Below are 18,061 nucleotides of genomic sequence, written 5' to 3'. Positions count from 1 at the left end.
GAACGACCCCGACCTCGTGCTCGGCACCTCAGGCCGTGGACGTCAGTCCGTGAGGTCCACGATCACCGGGACGTGGTCCGAGGCGCCCTTGCCCTTGCGCTCGTCACGGTCGATCTCGACGCCCGTCGCGCGGGCGCGCAGCGCGGGGGACAGGTAGGCGTAGTCGATCCGCATGCCCTGGTTCTTGGGGAAGCGCAGCTGTTGGTAGTCCCAGTACGTGTACTTGTGCTCCTCGGGGAAGAAGTCGCGGGTGACCTCGCTGTACCCGGCCGCCGCGAACGCCGAGAACGCCGCCCGCTCGGCCGGAGACGTGTGCGTGTGCCCGGCGAACACGGCCGGGTCCCAGACGTCTGTGTCGAGCGGTGCGACGTTCCAGTCCCCGACGAGCGCGACCTGCGCGGCGGGGTCCGCCTCGAGCCAGCCCGCGGCCTGGGTGCGCAGGTTGTGCAGCCACTCGAGCTTGTACGGGTAGTGCGGGTCGTCGAGCGCGCGACCGTGGGGCACGTACAGGCTCCACACGCGCACGCCGCCGCACGTCGCCCCGACGGCCCGGGCCTCCAGGTGCGGCTCGGCCCCGAAGTGGGGCTGCGTCGCGAAGCCCGTCTCGACGTCCTCGATGCCCACGCGGGAGGCGATCGCGACGCCGTTCCACTGGCTCAGGCCGAAGTGCGCGACCTCGTAGCCCGCGGCCTCGAAGACCTCGTGCGGGAACTGGGCGTCCTTGCACTTGGTCTCCTGCAGCGCGAGCACGTCGGTGCCCGATCGTTCGAGGAAGGCGACGGCCCGCTCGGCGCGGGCTCGGATCGAGTTGATGTTCCAGGTGGCGAGACGCATGGCGACAGGCTATCCGGGGCGTCCCACGCGCTGTGCCGGTGGATCGCCGGTGGATCGTCGGTGGATGGCGAGCCTGCCGCGCGGTGGTGCGTGACGCCGTCGGGCGTGCGGGTCACCCGACCGCCCCGTGCCCCCTAGGCTGAGGCCATGGCGACTGCACTGATCACCGGCGCCAGCGCCGGCCTGGGGCTCGAGTTCGCGTGGCAGCTGGCCACGGCCCGTCACGACCTGGTCCTCGTCGCGCGCGCCGAGGAACGCCTGGAGCGCGTCGCGGCGCAGATCCGTGCGGCCGCGGGCGTGCGGGTCCAGGTGCTCCCGGCGGACCTCTCCGTGCCCGACGACGTCGCGCGCGTCGCGGAACGCCTCGCCCTCGTGGAGCAGGACGAGGCGGGCCGCCGACCCGTGGGCCTGCTCGTCAACAACGCCGGATACGCGGTGCACCAGCGCTTCGTGGGCGGCGACGTCGACGCCGAGGTCACGGCGCTCGACGTCATGGTGCGCGCGGTCCTGGTCCTCTCGCACGCCGCGGCAGGGCAGATGACCGAGCGTGGCCGCGGCGCGATCCTCAACGTCGCGTCGGTCGCGGCGCTCACGGCGAGCGGCACGTACTCGGCGGCCAAGGCGTGGGTGCGCACGTTCACCGAGGGGCTCGCGGTCGAGCTGCGCGGGACGGGCGTCACGGCCACGGCCCTGTGCCCCGGGCTCACGCACACCGAGTTCCACGAGCGGGCCGGGATCGACTACACGCAGCTTCCCGAGGTCGCGTGGCTGAACGCCGACCGCGTCGTCGCGGCGGCCCTCGCGGACGTGCGCCGCGGCGTCGTGATCTCGACGCCCTCGCTGCGCTACCGGTTGGCCTCGGGGCTGCTGAAGGTCGCGCCACGCGCGGCCGTGCGGGCGTTCGAGGGTCGCTAGGGGAGTGCGGCGCCGGGGGAAGCGGGCGTGAGCCGGGAGTCGGTCGTCGGGCTGGTCCTGCTGGTCGTCCTGCTGGTGCTCGTGGTCGGTGCGGCGGTGCTGGCCAGGGTCGCGCGGCGTCGGAGCAGGGCCGCGCAGGACGCGCTGCTGCGCGACCTCGGCTGGGAGTCCGTGCCGTCCGACGAGTCGCTGCTCGACCGGTGGCGGGGTGCTCCGTTCGACGTCCAGGACCGCGGCCGGGTCGAGGACCTGCGGGGCGGGACGGTCGGCGGGTGGCCGCTCGTGACGTTCCGGTACGCGTGGCGCTCCGCTGCGACCATGGCCGGACGCGGGCGCCCGACGATGGTCGAGTGCCAGGTCGTGGCCCTCGAAGCCCGGGGTGAGGTCCCGACGGTCGAGGTCGTGCCCGTCGACTACCTGCAGCCCTCGGTCCAGCGGGTGGTGGGGCGCAGGGTCGTGTTCGACGACCCGGCGTTCGCCGCGACCTGGACGGTACGGGCGCCCGACGAGCTGGCGGCCCACGAGCTCCTGACGGCGTCCGCGCGGCAGGTGCTCCTGGCCCCCGCGTACGCCGGCACCCGGCTGCGGTTCGAGTCCGGGGCGGTCCTGTCGTGGACGGACGGCCCCGTGCCGGTCGAGGACGTGCGGGACCTCGCGCTCCTGCTCGCCGGCGTCCTCGATCACGTCGGGGCCCCCGAGCGTCCGGAGGACGAGGAGACACGGCCCGCACAGGCGCCGGACCGCTAGCCTTGACCCCATGACCGAGACCTCCACGCACCTGTCCCCGACGCCCCGCGAGCAGCTCCGCGACCTGATCGCCGAGCTCGCGATCGTGCACGGGAAGGTGACGCTGTCCTCCGGCAAGGAGGCCGACTACTACGTGGACCTGCGCCGCGTCACGCTCCACCACCGTGCGGCCCCGCTCATCGGGCACGTCCTGCTGGACCAGCTCGAGGAGGTCGGGCTGGGCACGGCCGAGGTCGACGCCGTGGGCGGCCTGACGCTGGGCGCCGACCCGATCGCGACCGCGCTCCTGCACGCCGCCGCCTCGCGCGGTCAGGACCTCGACGCGTTCGTGGTCCGCAAGGCGGCCAAGGCGCACGGCATGCAGCGCCAGATCGAGGGACCGGAGATCGCGGGGCGCCGGGTCGTCGTCGTCGAGGACACGACCACGACGGGCGGCTCGCCCATCACGGCGATCGAGGCCGCGCGGGCTGCGGGCGCCGAGGTCGTGGGGGTCGCGACGATCATGGACCGCGACACGGGGGCGCGCGAGAGGATCGAGGCGCTCGGCGTGCCGTACCACTCGATCTTCGGCCTGACCGACTTCGACCTGGCCTGATCGGCCTGGCGGCCCCGACCGCCTGACGGGCCCGACCGACCTGGCCGGCCCGGTCCGAGGAGGACGGGCCCCGGCCCCGACGAGCAGGGGGAGCGATGGACGGTTCGTGGTTCGTGGTCGGGATGGCGCTGCTCGCCGTCGTGGGGGTGCTCGTCGGCTGGTGGGGACACCGGGCGCGGATCGCGCTGCTCGAGCGCTGGGCGTCGGCGAACGGGTGGGAGCACCACGGCGCGGACCCTGCGCTCGCGCGCCGATGGCGGGGGTCTCCGTTCGACGAGGGGCGCTCGCGACGTGCGACCGAGGTCCTGACCGGCCCGTTCGAGGGGCGCTCGGCCCTGTCCTTCACGTACTCGTGGACCACGGGCTCGGGCAAGGAGTCGACGACCCACTCCGCGCACGTGGTCGCGCTGCTGCTCGACGCGTCGTTCCCGACGCTCCAGCTCACGCCCGAGGGGCTCGGTGCGAAGCTGGCCAAGGCGTTCGGGGGGCAGGACATCCAGCTCGAGTCGGACGCCTTCAACCGGGCGTGGCGGGTCGAGTCGAGCGACCTGCGGTTCGCGCACGACGTGCTGCACCCGCGCACCATGCACCGGTTGCTGGAGGCGGACTTCGAGCGCAGGTTCCTGCGGATCGAGGGCGACGCGATCCTCGCGTGGACGGGCGGGCGGACGGTGCCGGACAACCTCTTCCCGATGCTCTCGCGGCTCGCGGTGGTGGTCGACGCGGTCCCGGACTTCGTGTGGCTGGACCGCGGGGCGCTCCCGCCGCGTCGTGCGGAGCGGCCGCCGCGCGGGCCGGGCGGGGCCGGCGCGGGGTCGGCGGCCGACGCGCCGCCGTGGGGCACGCCGTCACCGTGAGCCGCACGGTCCGGCGAGGGTCCGCCCCGCTACGATGCACCTACCTTCCGCGCCGCCCGACGGCGTCTCGCGCCCGGTCCGTCAGGTCCGGCCGCGTGGTGCTCGGGCGGGCGGTCCGACCAGCTCAGCCCAAGGGGGCAGCATGACAGGCGGCACCATCGCCTTGATCGTCATCGGCATCGTCGTCCTGATCGTCCTGTTCTGGGCGGTCGCGCAGTACAACGGCTTCGTCCGGCTGCGGAACCTGGTGCAGGAGTCGTGGCGCCAGATCGACGTCGAGCTGCACCGGCGCCACGACCTCATCCCGAACCTCATGGAGACCGTGAAGGGGTACGCGGCGCACGAGCGCGGCGTGTTCGACGAGGTCGCGGCGGCTCGTGCGGCCGCGGCCGGTCCGGCGTCGGGTCCGGCGGACCAGGCGGCCAAGGAGAACCAGCTGACCCAGGCTCTGGGGCGGTTGTTCGCAGTCGCCGAGGCCTACCCGGTGCTGCGGGCGAGCGAGAACTTCGGTCGGCTCCAGGACGAGCTGACGAACACGGAGGACCGCATCGCGGCCGGTCGCCGGTTCTACAACGCGAACGTGCGCACGTTGAACACGAAGGTCGAGACCTTCCCGCCGAACGTGGTCGCGAGGATGTTCGGGTTCCAGCGGGCGGAGTACTTCGAGGTCGAGAACCCGGCTGTGCGCGCCGCGCCGCGCGTCGACTTTCACGGGAACGGGTCGATCGTCGACCGCTGAGACGTGAGCCGCCGACCGGGCGACGGGAGCGGGCGCGACGCGGCTGAGGGGGGGGGTGCCGGTGGGCGCTCCGCCCCTCAGCCGCGTCACCGGTGTCCCGGGCGATACGTGTGTGACTCCGCGCACAGCAGATAAGGTTTACCTTGCTTTGGTGAGGCAGCCCTTATATGGTCCACGGGGCGATGGTCGAGAGACCTGTCGCCATGCGTCGCCATCGCGGGCGACCCTGGACCTTCACAGGAGATCGAGTGCTCATCACGCAACGGGGAGGGCGCCGACGCGCCCTCGCGTCACTCCTGACCGGAGCGCTCGTCGCCGGTCTCACCTTCGTCGGGGTCGCTCCGGCGGGCGCCGCCGCGGACACCGTCACGGTGTCGGGCGGCAGCGCCACCTGGAACTTCACCGACGGCTGGACGGACTACGTCACCGGCCCGATCGCCAAGGGGACCGTCACGCCCGCACTGATCGACGGGAAGTCGGTCTACAAGCCGGCCTCCGGTTCGCTCGACACGGCAGGCGCGGGGACCGTGAGGTTCGCCGGGACGACGAAGTACTCGGGCCACGACGGCGCCCTCGACCTCACGATCTCGGACCTCACGCTCCGCCTCACCTCCGCGACGGCGGGCGTGCTCACGGCCGACTTCAGCGGCACGGTCAACGCGGGCGCCGGGAACGACGCGAAGGTCGCCGACGTCACCGTCACGCCGACGCGGACCGGCGACAAGCTCGCCCTCGTCGTGAACGGGACGGTCGCGAGCACCCTCGCGTCGGTCTCGAGCTACTTCAGCGCCTACACCGGCAAGCCCATGTCCACGCTCACGGCGACGCTCGACGCGCCGCTCCCGGTGGCCCCTGCCACGGCGACGACCACGACGCTCGCGGTCTCGCCCGCGGGCACCTCGGTCGAGGGCACGGCGCTCGCGCTCGGTGCGACGGTCGCGCCCGCCGCCGCGGGCACGGTCGAGTTCCGGGACGGCTCCTCGTCGCTCGGCACCGCCACGGTCTCCGCAGGTGTCGCTCGCCTGGACGTGCCCGCCCCCGCCGTCGGTGCGCACTCCTTGAGCGCGCACTTCACGCCGACGGACGCCGCGGCGTTCACTGCCTCGGCCTCTGCGTCGGTCACGCACACCGTGACGGCCAAGCAGGTCGACCCGCCGGCCCCGGCCGCAGACCCCAAGGTCACGGTCACCCCGACCAAGGACGTCGACCCCGCGGTCGAGAACACGTTCACGATCTCGGGCACCGGTTTCGTCGGCGCGGGTGCGAAGAACGGCGCATACGTGCTCCTTGGTGAGACCTCGGTCTGGAGCGGCGGCTCGGCCCTGCCCGGTGCGGGCTGGCTGAAGCAGGCGTTCGTCCCGAGCGCCCTCGTCAAGGACGGCGCGTTCACGACCACGATCACGGTCCCGGCAGGCACGCTCGACGCGTCGAAGTCCTATCAGGTGGCCACGTCGGCCGCGCACGGGCTGTCGGTCACCGACCGCTCGCTCGACACGTTCACCCCGATCACGTTCAAGGCGGAGGAGCCCACGACCCCGGTGTTCGCACCGAAGATCGACGTGTTCGCCGCCGACGGGAAGACGCCGCTCGGCACCACCGTGGTGCGTCCTGGTGACGAGATCGTCGTCAAGGGCGCCGGCTTCGACCCGGCTGCGAACGTCGGGGGTCGTGGGGTGCCGATCCCGGCGCACCTGCCGCAGGGCAGCTACGTGGTGTTCGGGTCGTTCGCGAAGGACTGGCAGCCCTCGACGGGGGCGCCGTCGTCGGCCCGCAAGGCGGGGCCCCAGGCCTGGGCCCTGGCCGAGTCGGTGCTGGACCAGGTCCCGCCGCAGTACCAGGCCGCGATCCGCAAGGACTGGGTGAACATCTCTGCTGACGGCTCGTTCACGGCGACGCTGAAGCTCACCACGCTCGACGCGATCGAGGGCGGGACGTTCGGCATCTACACGTACGCCGCGGGCGGTATGAAGAACGCCGCACAGGAGAAGTCCGTCGCGGTGAACTTCACCAACGCACCGGCCCCGGCGTTCGAGCCGAAGGTCGAGGTCTTCGCCGCTGACGGCACGACGCCGCTGAGGAGCACGTTGGTGCGCGCGGGGGACAAGGTCGTCGTGAAGGGCTCCGGGTTCGACCCGGCCGGAAACGTCGCCCCTGAGGGCAACCGTCCGCCGATCTCAGCGGGCAACCCCGCGGGGACGTACGTGGTCTTCGGGAAGTTCGCCGACGCGTGGAAGCCGTCCACGGGTGCACCGTCGTCGGCTCGCGTGGTCGGTGACCAGCGGTGGGCGCTGAGCCAGGCCGGGTTCGACGCGATCTCGCCTGCTCTCCAGGGTGCGGTGCGTGGTCAGTGGGTCACGGTCTCGCCCGAGGGCGAGTTCACGGCCGAGCTGACGGTCAAGCCTGGGCAGAAGTTGGGCGTGGACGTCGCGTGGCCGGAGTCCGGCTCCTTCGGTGTCTACACCTACGGGGCAGGCGGCGTGACGAACGCCGCTCAGGAGCTCTCCGTCCCGGTCAACTACACCGACGCAGCGGCGCCCGCAGGGCTGACCGTGACGCCGGGCCTGCCCCAGGTCGTCCCGGGTGGGAAGCAGACCCTGACGGTCGACGGCCTCGGCGCGGGGGACAGGGTCCGGGCGGTCGCGCTCGACGGTGCCGCCGCGACCTTCTCGTCCACCGGTGCCTCGATCACCGTCACGGTCCCCAGGGCGGCCTCCGCAGGGACGGCGACGGTCACGGTCCTGAGCGAGCTCGGTGCGCACGGCGAGGCGGTCTTCTCGATCGTGAAGCCCACCGTGACGGTCACGCCGAACGGCGACGTCGACCCGTCGGTCGCGAACACCTTCACGATCACAGGCACCGGCTTCGTGGGAGCCGGTGCCAAGAACGGCGCCTACGTCCTGCTGGGTGACGCGACGATCTGGAAGGGCGAAGGCCCCTTGGTCGCCGCTGGCTGGTTGCAGCTCGCGCACGTGGCCTCGATCGTCGACGGGAAGTTCACCACGACCGTCACGGTCCCGGCCGGTTCGTTCGACCCGACCACGGAGTACGTCGTCGCGACCTCCGCGGCGCACGGTCTCTCCGTGACCGACCGCACGCTCGACACGTTCTCCTCCATCACGGTCAAGCAGGCTGTTCCCGGGGCCGTCGAGACGACCACGACCCTGAGCGCGGCATCCGCCGAGGTCCCTCGTGGCGACGCCGCGGAGCTCTCGGCGATCGTCACCCCGACCAGCGCTGTCGGCACCGTCGAGTTCCTGCGTGGGGACTCCGTCGTGGCCAGGGTCCCCGTGGTCCAGGGCGCGGCACGTATCGGTGTGCCGACCTCGGGTCTCGGCCCGATCCAGTTCTCGGCGCGCTTCGTCCCGTCGGACGCGGCGGCATTCCTGCCGTCAGCGTCGCAGACCGTCACCGTGACCGCCGTCGAAGGGCCACCCGTCGACGGCAACCTCCCGGTGGGCAACCTCCAGTGGGGCGTCAAGGAGAGCTTCCGCAGCTACATCACGGGGAGCACCGCCAAGGGCGGAGCCGTGGCGTCCGCCGGCGCCTCCATCAAGGACGGGACCTTCGACTTCCGCCAGACCGGCGGTTCGTGGAAGGCAGGCTCGCTCCTCGGGACCGCCGAGTACGGCGGGACGGTCACCTTCTCGGGCCATGACGGGCTGCTCAACCTCACCCTGTCGAACCCGACCGTCGAGGTGTCGTCGGCGCTGCACGGCACCCTCGTCGTCGACGTGCGCTCCGCGAACCTCGACGGGACCACGTTCGAGGCCAAGCGCGTCCCGTTCGCCTCGCTCGCGCTGAACAACGGCGCGATCGAGCACGAGAGCGGCTCGGTCACCTACGTCAACGTCGCCACGACGCTGACCGAAGCGGGATCGACGGCCTTCAGCGGTTTCTACCCGGCGGGAACCCCGCTCGACCCGATCTTCTTCGTGATGGGTGCCCTCGGGTCCCAGGGCGGCGGCGACGGCGGCACCATCGGGACCCCCGACGACGGGACGGGAACGACCCCGGTCGACCCCGCCAAGGCCACCCTCTCGGTCTCCCAGGTCGCTCCCGGCGGCCAGGTCACGATCAGCGGTGTCGGCTTCGACGCGAACGAGACCGGCCTCAAGTCGGTCATCCGCTCGACCCCGCGGACGCTCGCGACGGGCATCACGGCCAACGCCGGCGGCGCCGCGTCGGCCACGGTCACGATCCCCAAGGACCTCGAGCCGGGCGAGCACACGCTGTCCCTCGAGGGGGCGAACCACACCGTCCGCGCGGCCATCACGGTCGTGGGGACCAGCACCTCGGGCGGTTCTGCCGCCCAGCAGTGCTACGCGCAGGGCGTCAACGGTGCGAGCCTGAGCTGGGGTGTGAGCGACTCGTTCCGTGCGTACATCGCGGGGCCGATCGCGAAGGGCTCGGTCTCGACCAGCGGCGTCAAGGACAACGGTTCGTCCTTCACGTGGAGCGGTGGCAAGGGCTCCTTCAACACCGACCTCGGCAAGGGACGCACGAGCTTCGCCGGCTCGGTGAAGTTCACGGGCCACGACGGCATCCTCGACCTGCAGATCTCCAACCCGCGGGTCCAGGTCGACGGCAGCACCGGCACCCTGGTCGTCGACGTCGTGAGCAGCGACATGCAGGGCAACAAGTCCACGAGCAAGGGCGTCGCGTTCGCGAGCCTGAACCTCTCGGGCAAGAAGTCGACCTCGGGCAGCACGATCACCTGGAAGGGCGCCCCCGCCACGCTGACCGCTGCGGGCGCCAAGGCGTTCGCGGGCTTCTACGAGCCAGGGACGGCACTCGCTCCTGTCACGTTCAGCTTCCCGGTCGGCGGTGACGTCGAGTGCGACGTCTACTCGGGCCTCGCGGACACCGGTGCCGACTCGGCGACGCTCACGGCCTTCGCCGTGATGCTGCTCCTGGGTGGCGCAGGCCTGCTCGCGGTGAGCAAGCGCCGTCGGGCGCGCGTCCACGCCTGACGACCCACCTGCACGACCCGGGCGGGGGGGGGGGGGGGGGGGGGGGGCCGGGACCTTTCGAGGTCCCGGCCCGCCCGCCGTCCTTCTGCTCCGTGGCCCCGCTAGGACGGCGACTCCGCGCTGACCGCGAGGAGCGGCTTGTAGCGGTTCTCGGGCCGACCGGCCGAGCCGTACCGCGGGTTGACCTCGGCCTGGCCGATCGCGACGAGGTGCTCGAGGTAGCGTCGGGCGCTGACCCGGGACATCCCTGTCGCCTCGGCCACGTCGACCGCCGAGGCGTCGACCGACCCGGTCCGGCACACCTCGACGAGAGCCCCGACGACGAGCTCCAGGCTGCGGTCGGACAGGCCCTTGGGCAGCTGGGGACCCTCGTTGCGGGCCTGTCGGACGAGCCGGTCGACCGTGGCCTGGTCGAGGGCGCCGTCGGTCGCCCGCACCTGTGCGCGGAACCGGACGACCTCGTCGAGCCGTCCCCGCAGCACGGCCGCCGTGAACGGCTTGACGAGGTAGTGCTGCACCCCGCCCGCCATGGCACGCCGCACGCTGTCGAGCTCCCGCGCCGCCGTCGTCGCGATGACGTCCACGGGGGGACCGGGCCGCCGGCGCAGCTGGTTCAGCACCGCGAACCCGCTCGTGTCGGGCAGGTAGATGTCGAGCAGGACGAGGTCGGGCTCGAGCACCGAGATCGCTCGCACCGCCTCCGCCCCCGTGCGAGCCTCCCCGACGACGACGAAGCGGGGGTGGCTCTCCACGAACCCGCGGTGCAGGCGGGAGATGAGGGGATCGTCCTCGACGATCAGGGTCCGCAGTCGGTCGTCTGTGGAAGTCATCGGTGCACCGTCCCGGTGAGTCGGTCGAGCGCGGCCCCCGAGAGGGCCGCGGAGGAGCGCACGGGCAGCGTCAGCGTGAGGCGCGCGCCGCCGAGCGGTGAGGTCGTGAAGCCGACGGTCCCGCCCCGTCGGGCGACGATCCGTCGCACGAGGGCGAGCCCGATGCCGCGCGCGGTTCCCGCGTCGGAACCTGGCGTCGGCTGGAGCAGAGGTGCGGGGGCGTCGTCGTGCCGGAGGGCGTCCCACCGGGGTGACGACGACGTGCCGGCACGCGGCACCCGGCGGACGGACCGGGGCGGCTGCGCTCCCGCGTGCTTGGTGCTGAAGCCGGGCCGGAAGACCGCGGCGCGCAACGCCGTCGGGACGCCCGGGCCGTCGTCGTCGACGAGGACGGCGACCTCCTCGTCGTCCTCCTGGACGAGGACCTGGACCGTCCCGCCGGGGCCCGCCGCGTCGATCGCGTTGTCGATCGCGTTGCCGAGGATCGTCAGGACGTCCTGCTGGAGGGCCGTCGCGTCGGGGGAGTCGGGGGCGTCGAGCACCGAGCAGGGGTCGACCTCGAGGTCGATCCCGCGCTCGCGCGCAGTGGTCGCCTTGGCCAGGAGCAGGGCCGCGACCTGCGGGCTGTGGACGCCCGGGGCGATCACGCTCGCCGTGAGGAGCCCGCCGTGCCCGGCGCGCTCGATGAAGGCGACGGCCTCGACGTGCTGCCCCAGCTCGAGGAGCCCCGAGACGACGTGCAGCTTGTTGGCGAACTCGTGCGACTGCGCGCGCAGCGCGTCGGTCAGGTCGCGGGCGCCGTCGAGGTCCTGCAGGAGGGCGTGCAGCTCGGTGTGGTCGCGCAGGACGAGCACCGCGCCCACTGCCCGCCCGTCGACCGTCGCCGGGTTGGCGCGGGCCAGGAGCACGCGTTCGCCCGCGAGGAGCAGCTCGCCGCTCGAGTGGTCGCCGGGCCGGTCGGCGAGCTCCAGGAGCTGGCCGTCGAGCACGTCGGTCGCGAGCGAGCCGACCGGTGCCTCGCCGGGCCCCAGCCCCAGGAGGCGGCGTGCCTCGTCGTTCACGAGGGCGACCCGTCCGGTGCGGTCCAGGGCCACGACGCCCTCGCTGATGCCGTGGAGCATCGCGTCACGCGTCTCGAGCAGGGACGCGATCTCCTCCGGCTCGAGCCGGTAGATCCTGCGGCGGACCAGCTGCGTGACCCACCAGGCGCACACGACCCCGCCCGCTGCAGCGGTGCCCAGCGCGAGGAGCAGACCGTCCAGGTCCTCGCGGAAGTCCGCGTGGAGCTGCGACTCGAGGATGCCGACCGACGCGGCCCCGATGACGGCCCGCCCCGACTCGTCGTAGATGGGTACCTTGACGCGCCACGACTCGCCCAGGGTGCCCGTCTGGGTCCCGATGTAGGTCCCCCCGGACAGGGGGACGGAGGGGTCGGTGGACACACGTTCCCCTATGCGTTCCGCCGTGGGGTGGGACATGCGGATGCCCTCGTCGTCGGTCACGACGACGTAGGTCACGTCGGAGGCCTCGCGGATGACCTCGGCGATGGGCTGGATGGTGGCTGACGGGTCGGCCGAGCCCAGCGCGTCCCTGATGGCAGGCAGCCCCGCGACGGACTGTGCGACCCCGGTCATCCGATCCAGGTACGCGTCACGAAGCTGCCGCTCCTGCAGGGTCCCGGCGACCACGCCGGCGGCCGAGACCACGGCGAGGACGATGACGACCTGCAGCAGGAGCAGCTGAACCCTGAGCGGCATTGCCCATCCCACCGGACCAGTGTGCCCCAGGCCACAGGGGCGGTCCGCCACCCGGACGCAGAACCGAGACGTACCCGTGACCTGGCGCCGGAAATTCACCTGACCACAACGACCACAACGTCCATTACGACCTCAGAGACCACGCACCACCTCTGCGCTCCTAGGCTCCGCTGCACACCAACGGCCCGGGACCACGACGTCGCGAGGCCTGCTCAAGGAGGAGAAATGGCATCCGTCGTCAGCCCGCGCAGCGGGCACAGCACCAGCCGGCCGGGGCGTCGCCGCCTGGTCGGCGCAGCAGCACTCACGAGCCTCGCCCTCGCCCTCAGCGCCTGCGCAGGACTCGCCTCGGGTGACGAGGCCCCGGCTGCCGAGGGCAGCGACAAGCCCGCCGCGGTCGGCCTGGCCTCGCTCGACATCATCGTCCCCGCAGACCCCGGCGGTGGCTGGGACCAGACGGGCCGCGCGCTCCAGAAGGAGCTGCAGGCCACCGGGCTGGCGAAGACCATCAACGTGACCAACGTGGGCGGTGCGGGCGGGACCGTCGGCCTGGCGTCTCTCGCGAACGTCACGGAGCCCAACACCCTCATGGTCACCGGGCTCGTCATGGTCGGTGCGGTCGAGACCAACAAGTCCCAGGCCCGCATCGAGGACACGACGCCGATCGCGCGCCTCACGGAGGAGCCGCTCGTCATCGTCGTGCCGGCCGAGTCCAAGTACACGACGCTCAAGGAGCTCGTGGACGACATCGTCGCCAACGGCAAGGACGTCACCGTCACCGGTGGGTCGGCAGGCGGCGCGGACCACATCCTCGCGGGGATGCTCCTCAAGCAGGCCGGTGTCCCGTCGGAGAAGCTCGTCGACACGCTCAACTACGTCGCGTACTCGGGCGGGGGCGAGTCCCTCGCCGCCCTCCTGGGCAACAAGGTCAGCGCCGGCATCTCCGGCGTGGGCGAGTACGTCGAGCAGGTCAACGCGGGCACGGTCCGCGCGCTCGCGGTCACGAGCCCCGAGAAGGTCGAGGCTCTCCCCGACGTCCCCACGCTCCACGACGCAGGCTACGGCTTCGACCTCACCAACTGGCGTGGCGTGCTCGCCCCCGCCGACATCACGGACGAGGAGCGCGCCGCGCTCGAGGCCGTCCTCACGGAGCTCCACGCGTCCGACGAGTGGCAGGCCACGCTCGAGGAGAAGGGCTGGGCGGACGCGTTCGTCACCGGCGCCGACTTCGACGACTACCTCCAGCAGAACATCGCCGACATCCAGGCGGTCCTGCAGGACATCGGTCTGGTCGTCTGACATGTCCCCGTCCTCTGTCGGCCCGCCCGGTGAATCCCCCGCACCGGGCGGGGCCTCCCCCCAGGTCGCCACGGGCCGCCGCGCCGACCCGCGCGGCCAGGACCCGGTGACCGAAGAGGTCCCGCTCACCGGCGGGACCGGGCCGTCGGGGGCCGCTGCGGCGCACACCACCGCGGCCCCCAGGCGGCGGATCGGCGAGTACGTCGTCGCCGGGGTCACCGTGGCGCTCGGCGTGTTCGTGATCGTCGACGCCGGGACCATCGTGGTCCCGGGGTCGGCGGGAACCATGGGCCCTCGCGCCTTCCCGTACCTCGTCGGCGGCCTGCTGCTGATCTCGGGCGTCCTCGTGCTGATCGGGCTCCTGCGCGGGAAGTTCGGCGAGGAGGACGACGGCGAGGACGTCGACCCGAACGTCAGGACCGACTGGAAGACGGTCGCGCTCCTCGGCGTCATCTTCGTGGCGCACGTCTACACGATCAACCTCGCCGGCTGGCCGGTGGCGGCGACGCTGCTCTTCGGCGGGTCGGCGATCGTGCTCGGCGCCCGCCCGTGGTGGCGCGCGATCGCGCTCGCCGTCGTCCTCGCGCTCGTCATCCAGCTCGTCTTCGGCGGACTGCTCGGCCTGTCGCTGCCCCCCGGCCCGTTCCTCGAAGGGGTGAGCTTGTTCCGTGGATAACCTCTCCGCACTGATGGAGGGCTTCGCGACGGTCGCGCAGCCCATGTACCTGCTCTACGCGCTGTTCGGCGTCTTCATCGGGACGGCGGTCGGAGTCCTGCCGGGCATCGGCCCCGCCATGACCATCGCGCTGCTCCTTCCCCTGACGTACTCGCTCGACGCGACGGCCGCGATCATCGTGTTCGCGGGCATCTATTACGGCGGCATGTACGGCGGGTCGACGACCTCGATCCTGCTGAACACCCCGGGCGAGTCCGCCTCGATCGTGACCGCGCTCGAGGGTCACAAGATGGCTCGGCTCGGACGCGGCGCCGCGGCGCTCGCCACGGCCGCGATCGGGTCGTTCGTCGCGGGCACCATCGCGACCGTGCTCCTGACGCTCGTCGCACCCGTCATGGCGAAGTGGGCGGTCCAGCTCGGCGAACCCGACTACTTCGCGCTCATGATCGTCGCCTTCATCACGGTGGGAGCGCTCCTCGGCAAGTCGGTCTCGCGCGGCATGGTCGCCCTGGCCCTCGGCCTGTTCCTGGGGCTCATGGGCACGGACACACTGACCGGGCAGCAGCGCTTCACGTTCGGCGTCCCGAACCTCGCCGACGGTCTCAGCGTCGTCATCGTCGCCGTGGGCCTGTTCGCGGTGGGCGAGGCGCTCTACGTCGCCTCTCGCCTGCGGCACGGACCGGTGCACGTCATCCCGGTCGAGAAGGGGTGGCGCTCCTGGATGAAGCCCGAGGACTGGCGCCGCTCGTGGAAGCCCTGGCTCCGCGGCACCGCGATCGGCTTCCCCGTCGGGACCATCCCGGCCGGTGGTGCCGACGTGGCGACGTTCCTGTCGTACGCGACCGAGCGCAAGCTCGCGGGCAAGCACAAGGACCAGTTCGGCAAGGGCGCCATCGAGGGCGTCGCAGGCCCGGAGTCGGCGAACAACGCCGCGGCCTCGGGCGTCCTCGTCCCGCTCCTGACCCTGGGGCTCCCCACGACGGCGACCGCCGCCATCATCATCGTCGCGTTCCAGTCGTACGGGATCCAGCCGGGTCCGATGCTCTTCCAGACGCAGTCGTCGCTCGTGTGGGCGCTCATCGCGAGCCTCTACGTCGGCAACCTCATGCTGATCGTCCTGAACCTGCCGCTCGTCGGCATGTGGGTCAAGGTCCTGCAGATCCCCCGGCACTACCTGTACGCGGGCATCCTGCTGTTCGGGGCGCTCGGGTCCTATGCGCTCAACTTCTCCCCGATCGACGTGCTCATCCTGCTCGTCATCGGTGTGGTCGGCTTCTTCATGCGGCGCTACGGCTACCCCGTGGCCCCCATGGTGGTCGGCATGATCCTCGGCCCCATGGCCGAGGACCGCCTGAGGCGCTCCCTGACCATCAGCCAGGGAGACCTCTCCTACCTCGTGACGAGCCCGTTCGCGGCCACCGCCTACGTCTCGATCCTGGTGATCGTGGGCCTCGGCCTGTGGCTCAAGAGCCGCGAGAAGCGTGCCAACGCCGAGCTGTCCCGGCTCGGCGAGGAGATTCGTGAAGAATCCCAGTCGCAGGAGGTGAACTGATGACCGTCGTCCTCGCCTACGCGCCCGGCGACCTCGGCACCGCCACCGCTCGTTCAGCGGGCCGGTCGGCCGCGCTGCTCGGGTCGAAGGTCGTGATCGTCAACGCGACCCGGGCGGACCGGCTCGTCGACCCCCGGTGGGCCGACGAGGCCGAGCTGGCCCACGTCATCGAGATACTCGACGAGGCGCAGGTCGGCCACGAGGTGCGCCACCTGAAGTCCGGCGCCCTGCCGGCCGACGTGGTCCTCGAGGTCGCGGAGGAGGTCGCCGCCGAGCTCATCGTCGTCGGCCTGCGTCGCCGGACCCCGGTGGGCAAGCTCGTGCTCGGCTCGACGCCTCAGCAGATCCTCCTCCGGGCGAACTGCCCGGTCCTGGCGGTCAAGGCCTGAGGCGTCCACGGACCGCCGCCCCAGTACCCCGAGCTGGTCGGGGGGCCGGGGCGGTGCGCTGTCCGGGGGAGGGGCGGCGGGGTCGCCCACGGGCGGCAGGACCACCGGTCGGCACGCCGTCCCTCGAGCAGGGCCGCCTGCCGGAGGACGGCTCAGATGCGGTCGACGAGGTCCGCGATCGAGTCGACGACCTTGCTGGGCCGGAACGGGAAGGTGTCGACCTCGTGGAGCTTGGTCGAGCCCGTCATGACGAGGTACGTGTAGAGCCCCGCCTCGATGCCCGCGACGACGTCGGTGTCCATGCGGTCGCCGATCATCGCGGTCGTCTCGGAGTGCGCGTCGATCCGGTTGAGCGCGGACCGGAACATCATGGGGTTGGGCTTGCCCACGAAGTAGGGCTCGCGCCCCGTCGCTGCCGTGATCATGGCCGCGACCGCGCCCGTGGCGGGCAGCGGCCCCTGCTGCGAGGGGCCGGTCGTGTCCGGGTTGGTGCAGATGAAGCGTGAGCCGCCCAGGATCAGGCGCACGGCCTTGGTGATGGCCTCGAACGAGTAGGTGCGCGTCTCGCCGAGGACCACGTAGTCGGGGTCGGACTCGGTGAGCGTGTAGCCGGCCTCGTAGAGGGCCGTCGTGAGGCCCGCCTCGCCGATCGCGTACGCGCTGCCGCCCGGGACCTGGTCGCTCAGGAACTGCGCCGTGGCCAGCGCGGACGTCCAGATCGACTCCTCGGGCACCTCGATGCCCGAGGTCGCGAGGCGCGCACGCAGGTCACGGGCCGTGAAGATCGAGTTGTTCGTGAGGATGAGGAACGGGCGCTCCTTGTCCCGCAGGGCCCGGATGAACTCCGGGGCGCCGGGGATGGCGTGGCCCTCGTGGACGAGCACGCCGTCCATGTCGGTGAGCCAGCTCTCGATCACGCGGGTCATCGGTGGTCCTCTCCTGGGGTGTGCTCGACGGTGCCCGTCGACGTCTCGGGCCCCGACGCCGGGGCGGTGCTCGGGTCTGCGGGGGCCGCAGCGGCCTCGCCGCTGGCCGCCGTGGCGGGCGTCGCAGAGGCGGTGGCGAGCTCGGAGACGGTCGCGGCGTCCACCAGGGCGCCCGTGCCCTCGGCCCTGACCCGCCGGGACTCCCGGCGGGCGCGCAGGACCTCGATCACGACGGGGATCACGGAGATCGCGACGATGAGCACGAGGATCGTCTCGATGTGGTCGTTGACGAACTGGACGTTGCCCAGCCAGTAGCCGAGGAGCGTCACGCCGACGCCCCAGACGAACGCGCCGATCAGGTTGTAGACCACGAACGTGCGGTAGCGCATGCCGCTCATGCCGGCGGCGACGGGGGCGAACGTCCGCAGGAAGGGGACGAACCGCGCGAGGATGACCGTGCGACCGCCGAAGCGCTCGAAGTAGTCGTGCGCCTGGTCGATGTACTTGGTCTTCAGGACGCGGGCGTCGGGCTTGAAGAGCCGCGGACCGATCTTGTTCCCGATCAGGTAGGCGAGCTGGTCCCCCAGGAACGCGGCGGCGAAGATCATGCCGCACACGAGCCAGATCGACAGGTTCAGCTCGTCCTGTGCGACCAGGAGGCCCGCGGTGAAGAGCAGCGAGTCACCGGGCAGGAACGGGAACAGCAGACCGGTCTCGATGAAGACCACGGCGATGATGCCGAACACCGCGTAGACGCCGAAGCGTTCGATGAACCCGCTGATCATGTTCCGCGCGTCGAGCCAGTCGGGCCCGAGGGCGACCACGTGGCTCCCGTCGACGGCAGAGAGCGCGGCCGTGGCGTCGGGCAGCGTGGACGTGAGCAGGTCGGTGAGCACGCACCCAGCGTAGTCGGCGCGCCGTCGCGCGGGCCCGGACCCACGTGGCGCGACCGTGAACATCGTGGGGGGATAGCCC

Annotated in this window: 15 protein-coding genes; 10 read left to right on the top strand and 5 right to left on the bottom strand. The window is 72.1% G+C overall.

Annotated elements, in window-relative coordinates; genetic code table 11:
• Window positions 1-42: 42 nt before the first annotated feature.
• Complete coding sequence (locus tag H9652_RS06770; protein WP_191795564.1) at window positions 43-834, bottom strand: exodeoxyribonuclease III; 792 nt, start codon at window positions 832-834, stop codon at window positions 43-45.
• A gap of 147 nt (window positions 835-981) precedes the next feature.
• On the opposite strand from H9652_RS06770, the gene H9652_RS06765 reads away from it, so the two are divergent.
• From H9652_RS06765 to H9652_RS06740, 6 genes are all read left to right on the top strand, one after another.
• Window positions 982-1,749, top strand: a complete 768-nt coding sequence (locus H9652_RS06765; RefSeq protein ID WP_191795563.1) for an SDR family NAD(P)-dependent oxidoreductase — start codon at window positions 982-984, stop codon at window positions 1,747-1,749.
• Window positions 1,750-1,776: 27 nt separating this feature from the next.
• Window positions 1,777-2,496 (top strand): hypothetical protein, encoded by a 720-nt coding sequence (locus tag H9652_RS06760; protein ID WP_191795562.1) that lies wholly within the window; start codon window positions 1,777-1,779, stop codon window positions 2,494-2,496.
• A 10-nt stretch (window positions 2,497-2,506) separates the two neighbouring features.
• A complete protein-coding gene (gene pyrE, locus H9652_RS06755) occupies window positions 2,507-3,091 on the top strand; it encodes an orotate phosphoribosyltransferase (protein WP_191795561.1) in 585 nt (194 codons plus the stop codon).
• A gap of 95 nt (window positions 3,092-3,186) precedes the next feature.
• Window positions 3,187-3,948 carry a hypothetical protein gene (locus tag H9652_RS06750; protein ID WP_191795560.1) on the top strand — a complete coding sequence of 254 codons (762 nt, stop codon included), beginning with the start codon at window positions 3,187-3,189 and terminating at the stop codon, window positions 3,946-3,948.
• A 142-nt stretch (window positions 3,949-4,090) separates the two neighbouring features.
• Window positions 4,091-4,687, top strand: a complete 597-nt coding sequence (locus H9652_RS06745) for a LemA family protein (RefSeq protein ID WP_036571475.1) — start codon at window positions 4,091-4,093, stop codon at window positions 4,685-4,687.
• 248 nt (window positions 4,688-4,935) lie between these two features.
• Entirely contained in the window at window positions 4,936-9,657 is a 4,722-nt protein-coding gene (locus H9652_RS06740) for an HtaA domain-containing protein (RefSeq protein ID WP_191795559.1), read from the top strand.
• A 101-nt stretch (window positions 9,658-9,758) separates the two neighbouring features.
• Here the strand turns inward: H9652_RS06740 and H9652_RS06735 are convergent, their stop codons facing one another.
• Together H9652_RS06735 and H9652_RS06730 are read right to left on the bottom strand one after the other, a co-directional pair.
• Window positions 9,759-10,487 carry a response regulator gene (locus H9652_RS06735; protein ID WP_191795558.1) on the bottom strand — a complete coding sequence of 243 codons (729 nt, stop codon included), beginning with the start codon at window positions 10,485-10,487 and terminating at the stop codon, window positions 9,759-9,761.
• Complete coding sequence (locus H9652_RS06730; protein ID WP_191795557.1) at window positions 10,484-12,244, bottom strand: ATP-binding protein; 1,761 nt, start codon at window positions 12,242-12,244, stop codon at window positions 10,484-10,486. Before H9652_RS06730 ends, H9652_RS06735 begins: the two co-directional genes overlap by 4 nt.
• A gap of 225 nt (window positions 12,245-12,469) precedes the next feature.
• Here H9652_RS06730 and H9652_RS06725 point away from each other — a divergent pair, with 225 nt between their 5' ends.
• From H9652_RS06725 to H9652_RS06710, 4 genes are read left to right on the top strand one after another with little or no spacing between them, the layout of a single operon-like run.
• Window positions 12,470-13,543: a Bug family tripartite tricarboxylate transporter substrate binding protein gene (locus H9652_RS06725; protein ID WP_191795556.1), complete on the top strand. Its 1,074-nt coding sequence runs from the start codon at window positions 12,470-12,472 to the stop codon at window positions 13,541-13,543.
• A 1-nt stretch (window position 13,544) separates the two neighbouring features.
• Window positions 13,545-14,219, top strand: coding sequence for a tripartite tricarboxylate transporter TctB family protein (locus H9652_RS06720; protein WP_191795555.1), 675 nt, complete (start codon window positions 13,545-13,547; stop codon window positions 14,217-14,219).
• Entirely contained in the window at window positions 14,212-15,771 is a 1,560-nt protein-coding gene (locus H9652_RS06715; RefSeq protein ID WP_191795554.1) for a tripartite tricarboxylate transporter permease, read from the top strand. Before H9652_RS06720 ends, H9652_RS06715 begins: the two co-directional genes overlap by 8 nt.
• Window positions 15,771-16,160 (top strand): universal stress protein, encoded by a 390-nt coding sequence (locus H9652_RS06710; RefSeq protein ID WP_191795553.1) that lies wholly within the window; start codon window positions 15,771-15,773, stop codon window positions 16,158-16,160. The genes H9652_RS06715 and H9652_RS06710 overlap by 1 nt, the downstream gene beginning before the upstream one ends.
• A 152-nt stretch (window positions 16,161-16,312) precedes the next feature.
• Here the strand turns inward: H9652_RS06710 and H9652_RS06705 are convergent, their stop codons facing one another.
• Both H9652_RS06705 and H9652_RS06700 read right to left on the bottom strand, forming a co-directional pair.
• Window positions 16,313-17,086: an HAD-IIA family hydrolase gene (locus H9652_RS06705; RefSeq protein ID WP_030151063.1), complete on the bottom strand. Its 774-nt coding sequence runs from the start codon at window positions 17,084-17,086 to the stop codon at window positions 16,313-16,315.
• Window positions 17,083-17,982: a DedA family protein gene (locus H9652_RS06700; protein ID WP_318244013.1), complete on the bottom strand. Its 900-nt coding sequence runs from the start codon at window positions 17,980-17,982 to the stop codon at window positions 17,083-17,085. The genes H9652_RS06705 and H9652_RS06700 overlap by 4 nt, the downstream gene beginning before the upstream one ends.
• Window positions 17,983-18,061 lie beyond the last annotated feature (79 nt).

Origin of the sequence: Oerskovia rustica, assembly GCF_014836555.1 — a bacterium.
Lineage (GTDB): Bacteria > Actinomycetota > Actinomycetes > Actinomycetales > Cellulomonadaceae > Oerskovia > Oerskovia rustica.
Note: the sequence above shows the minus strand (reverse complement) of the source record. Positions and strands in the feature narration are given on the sequence as shown.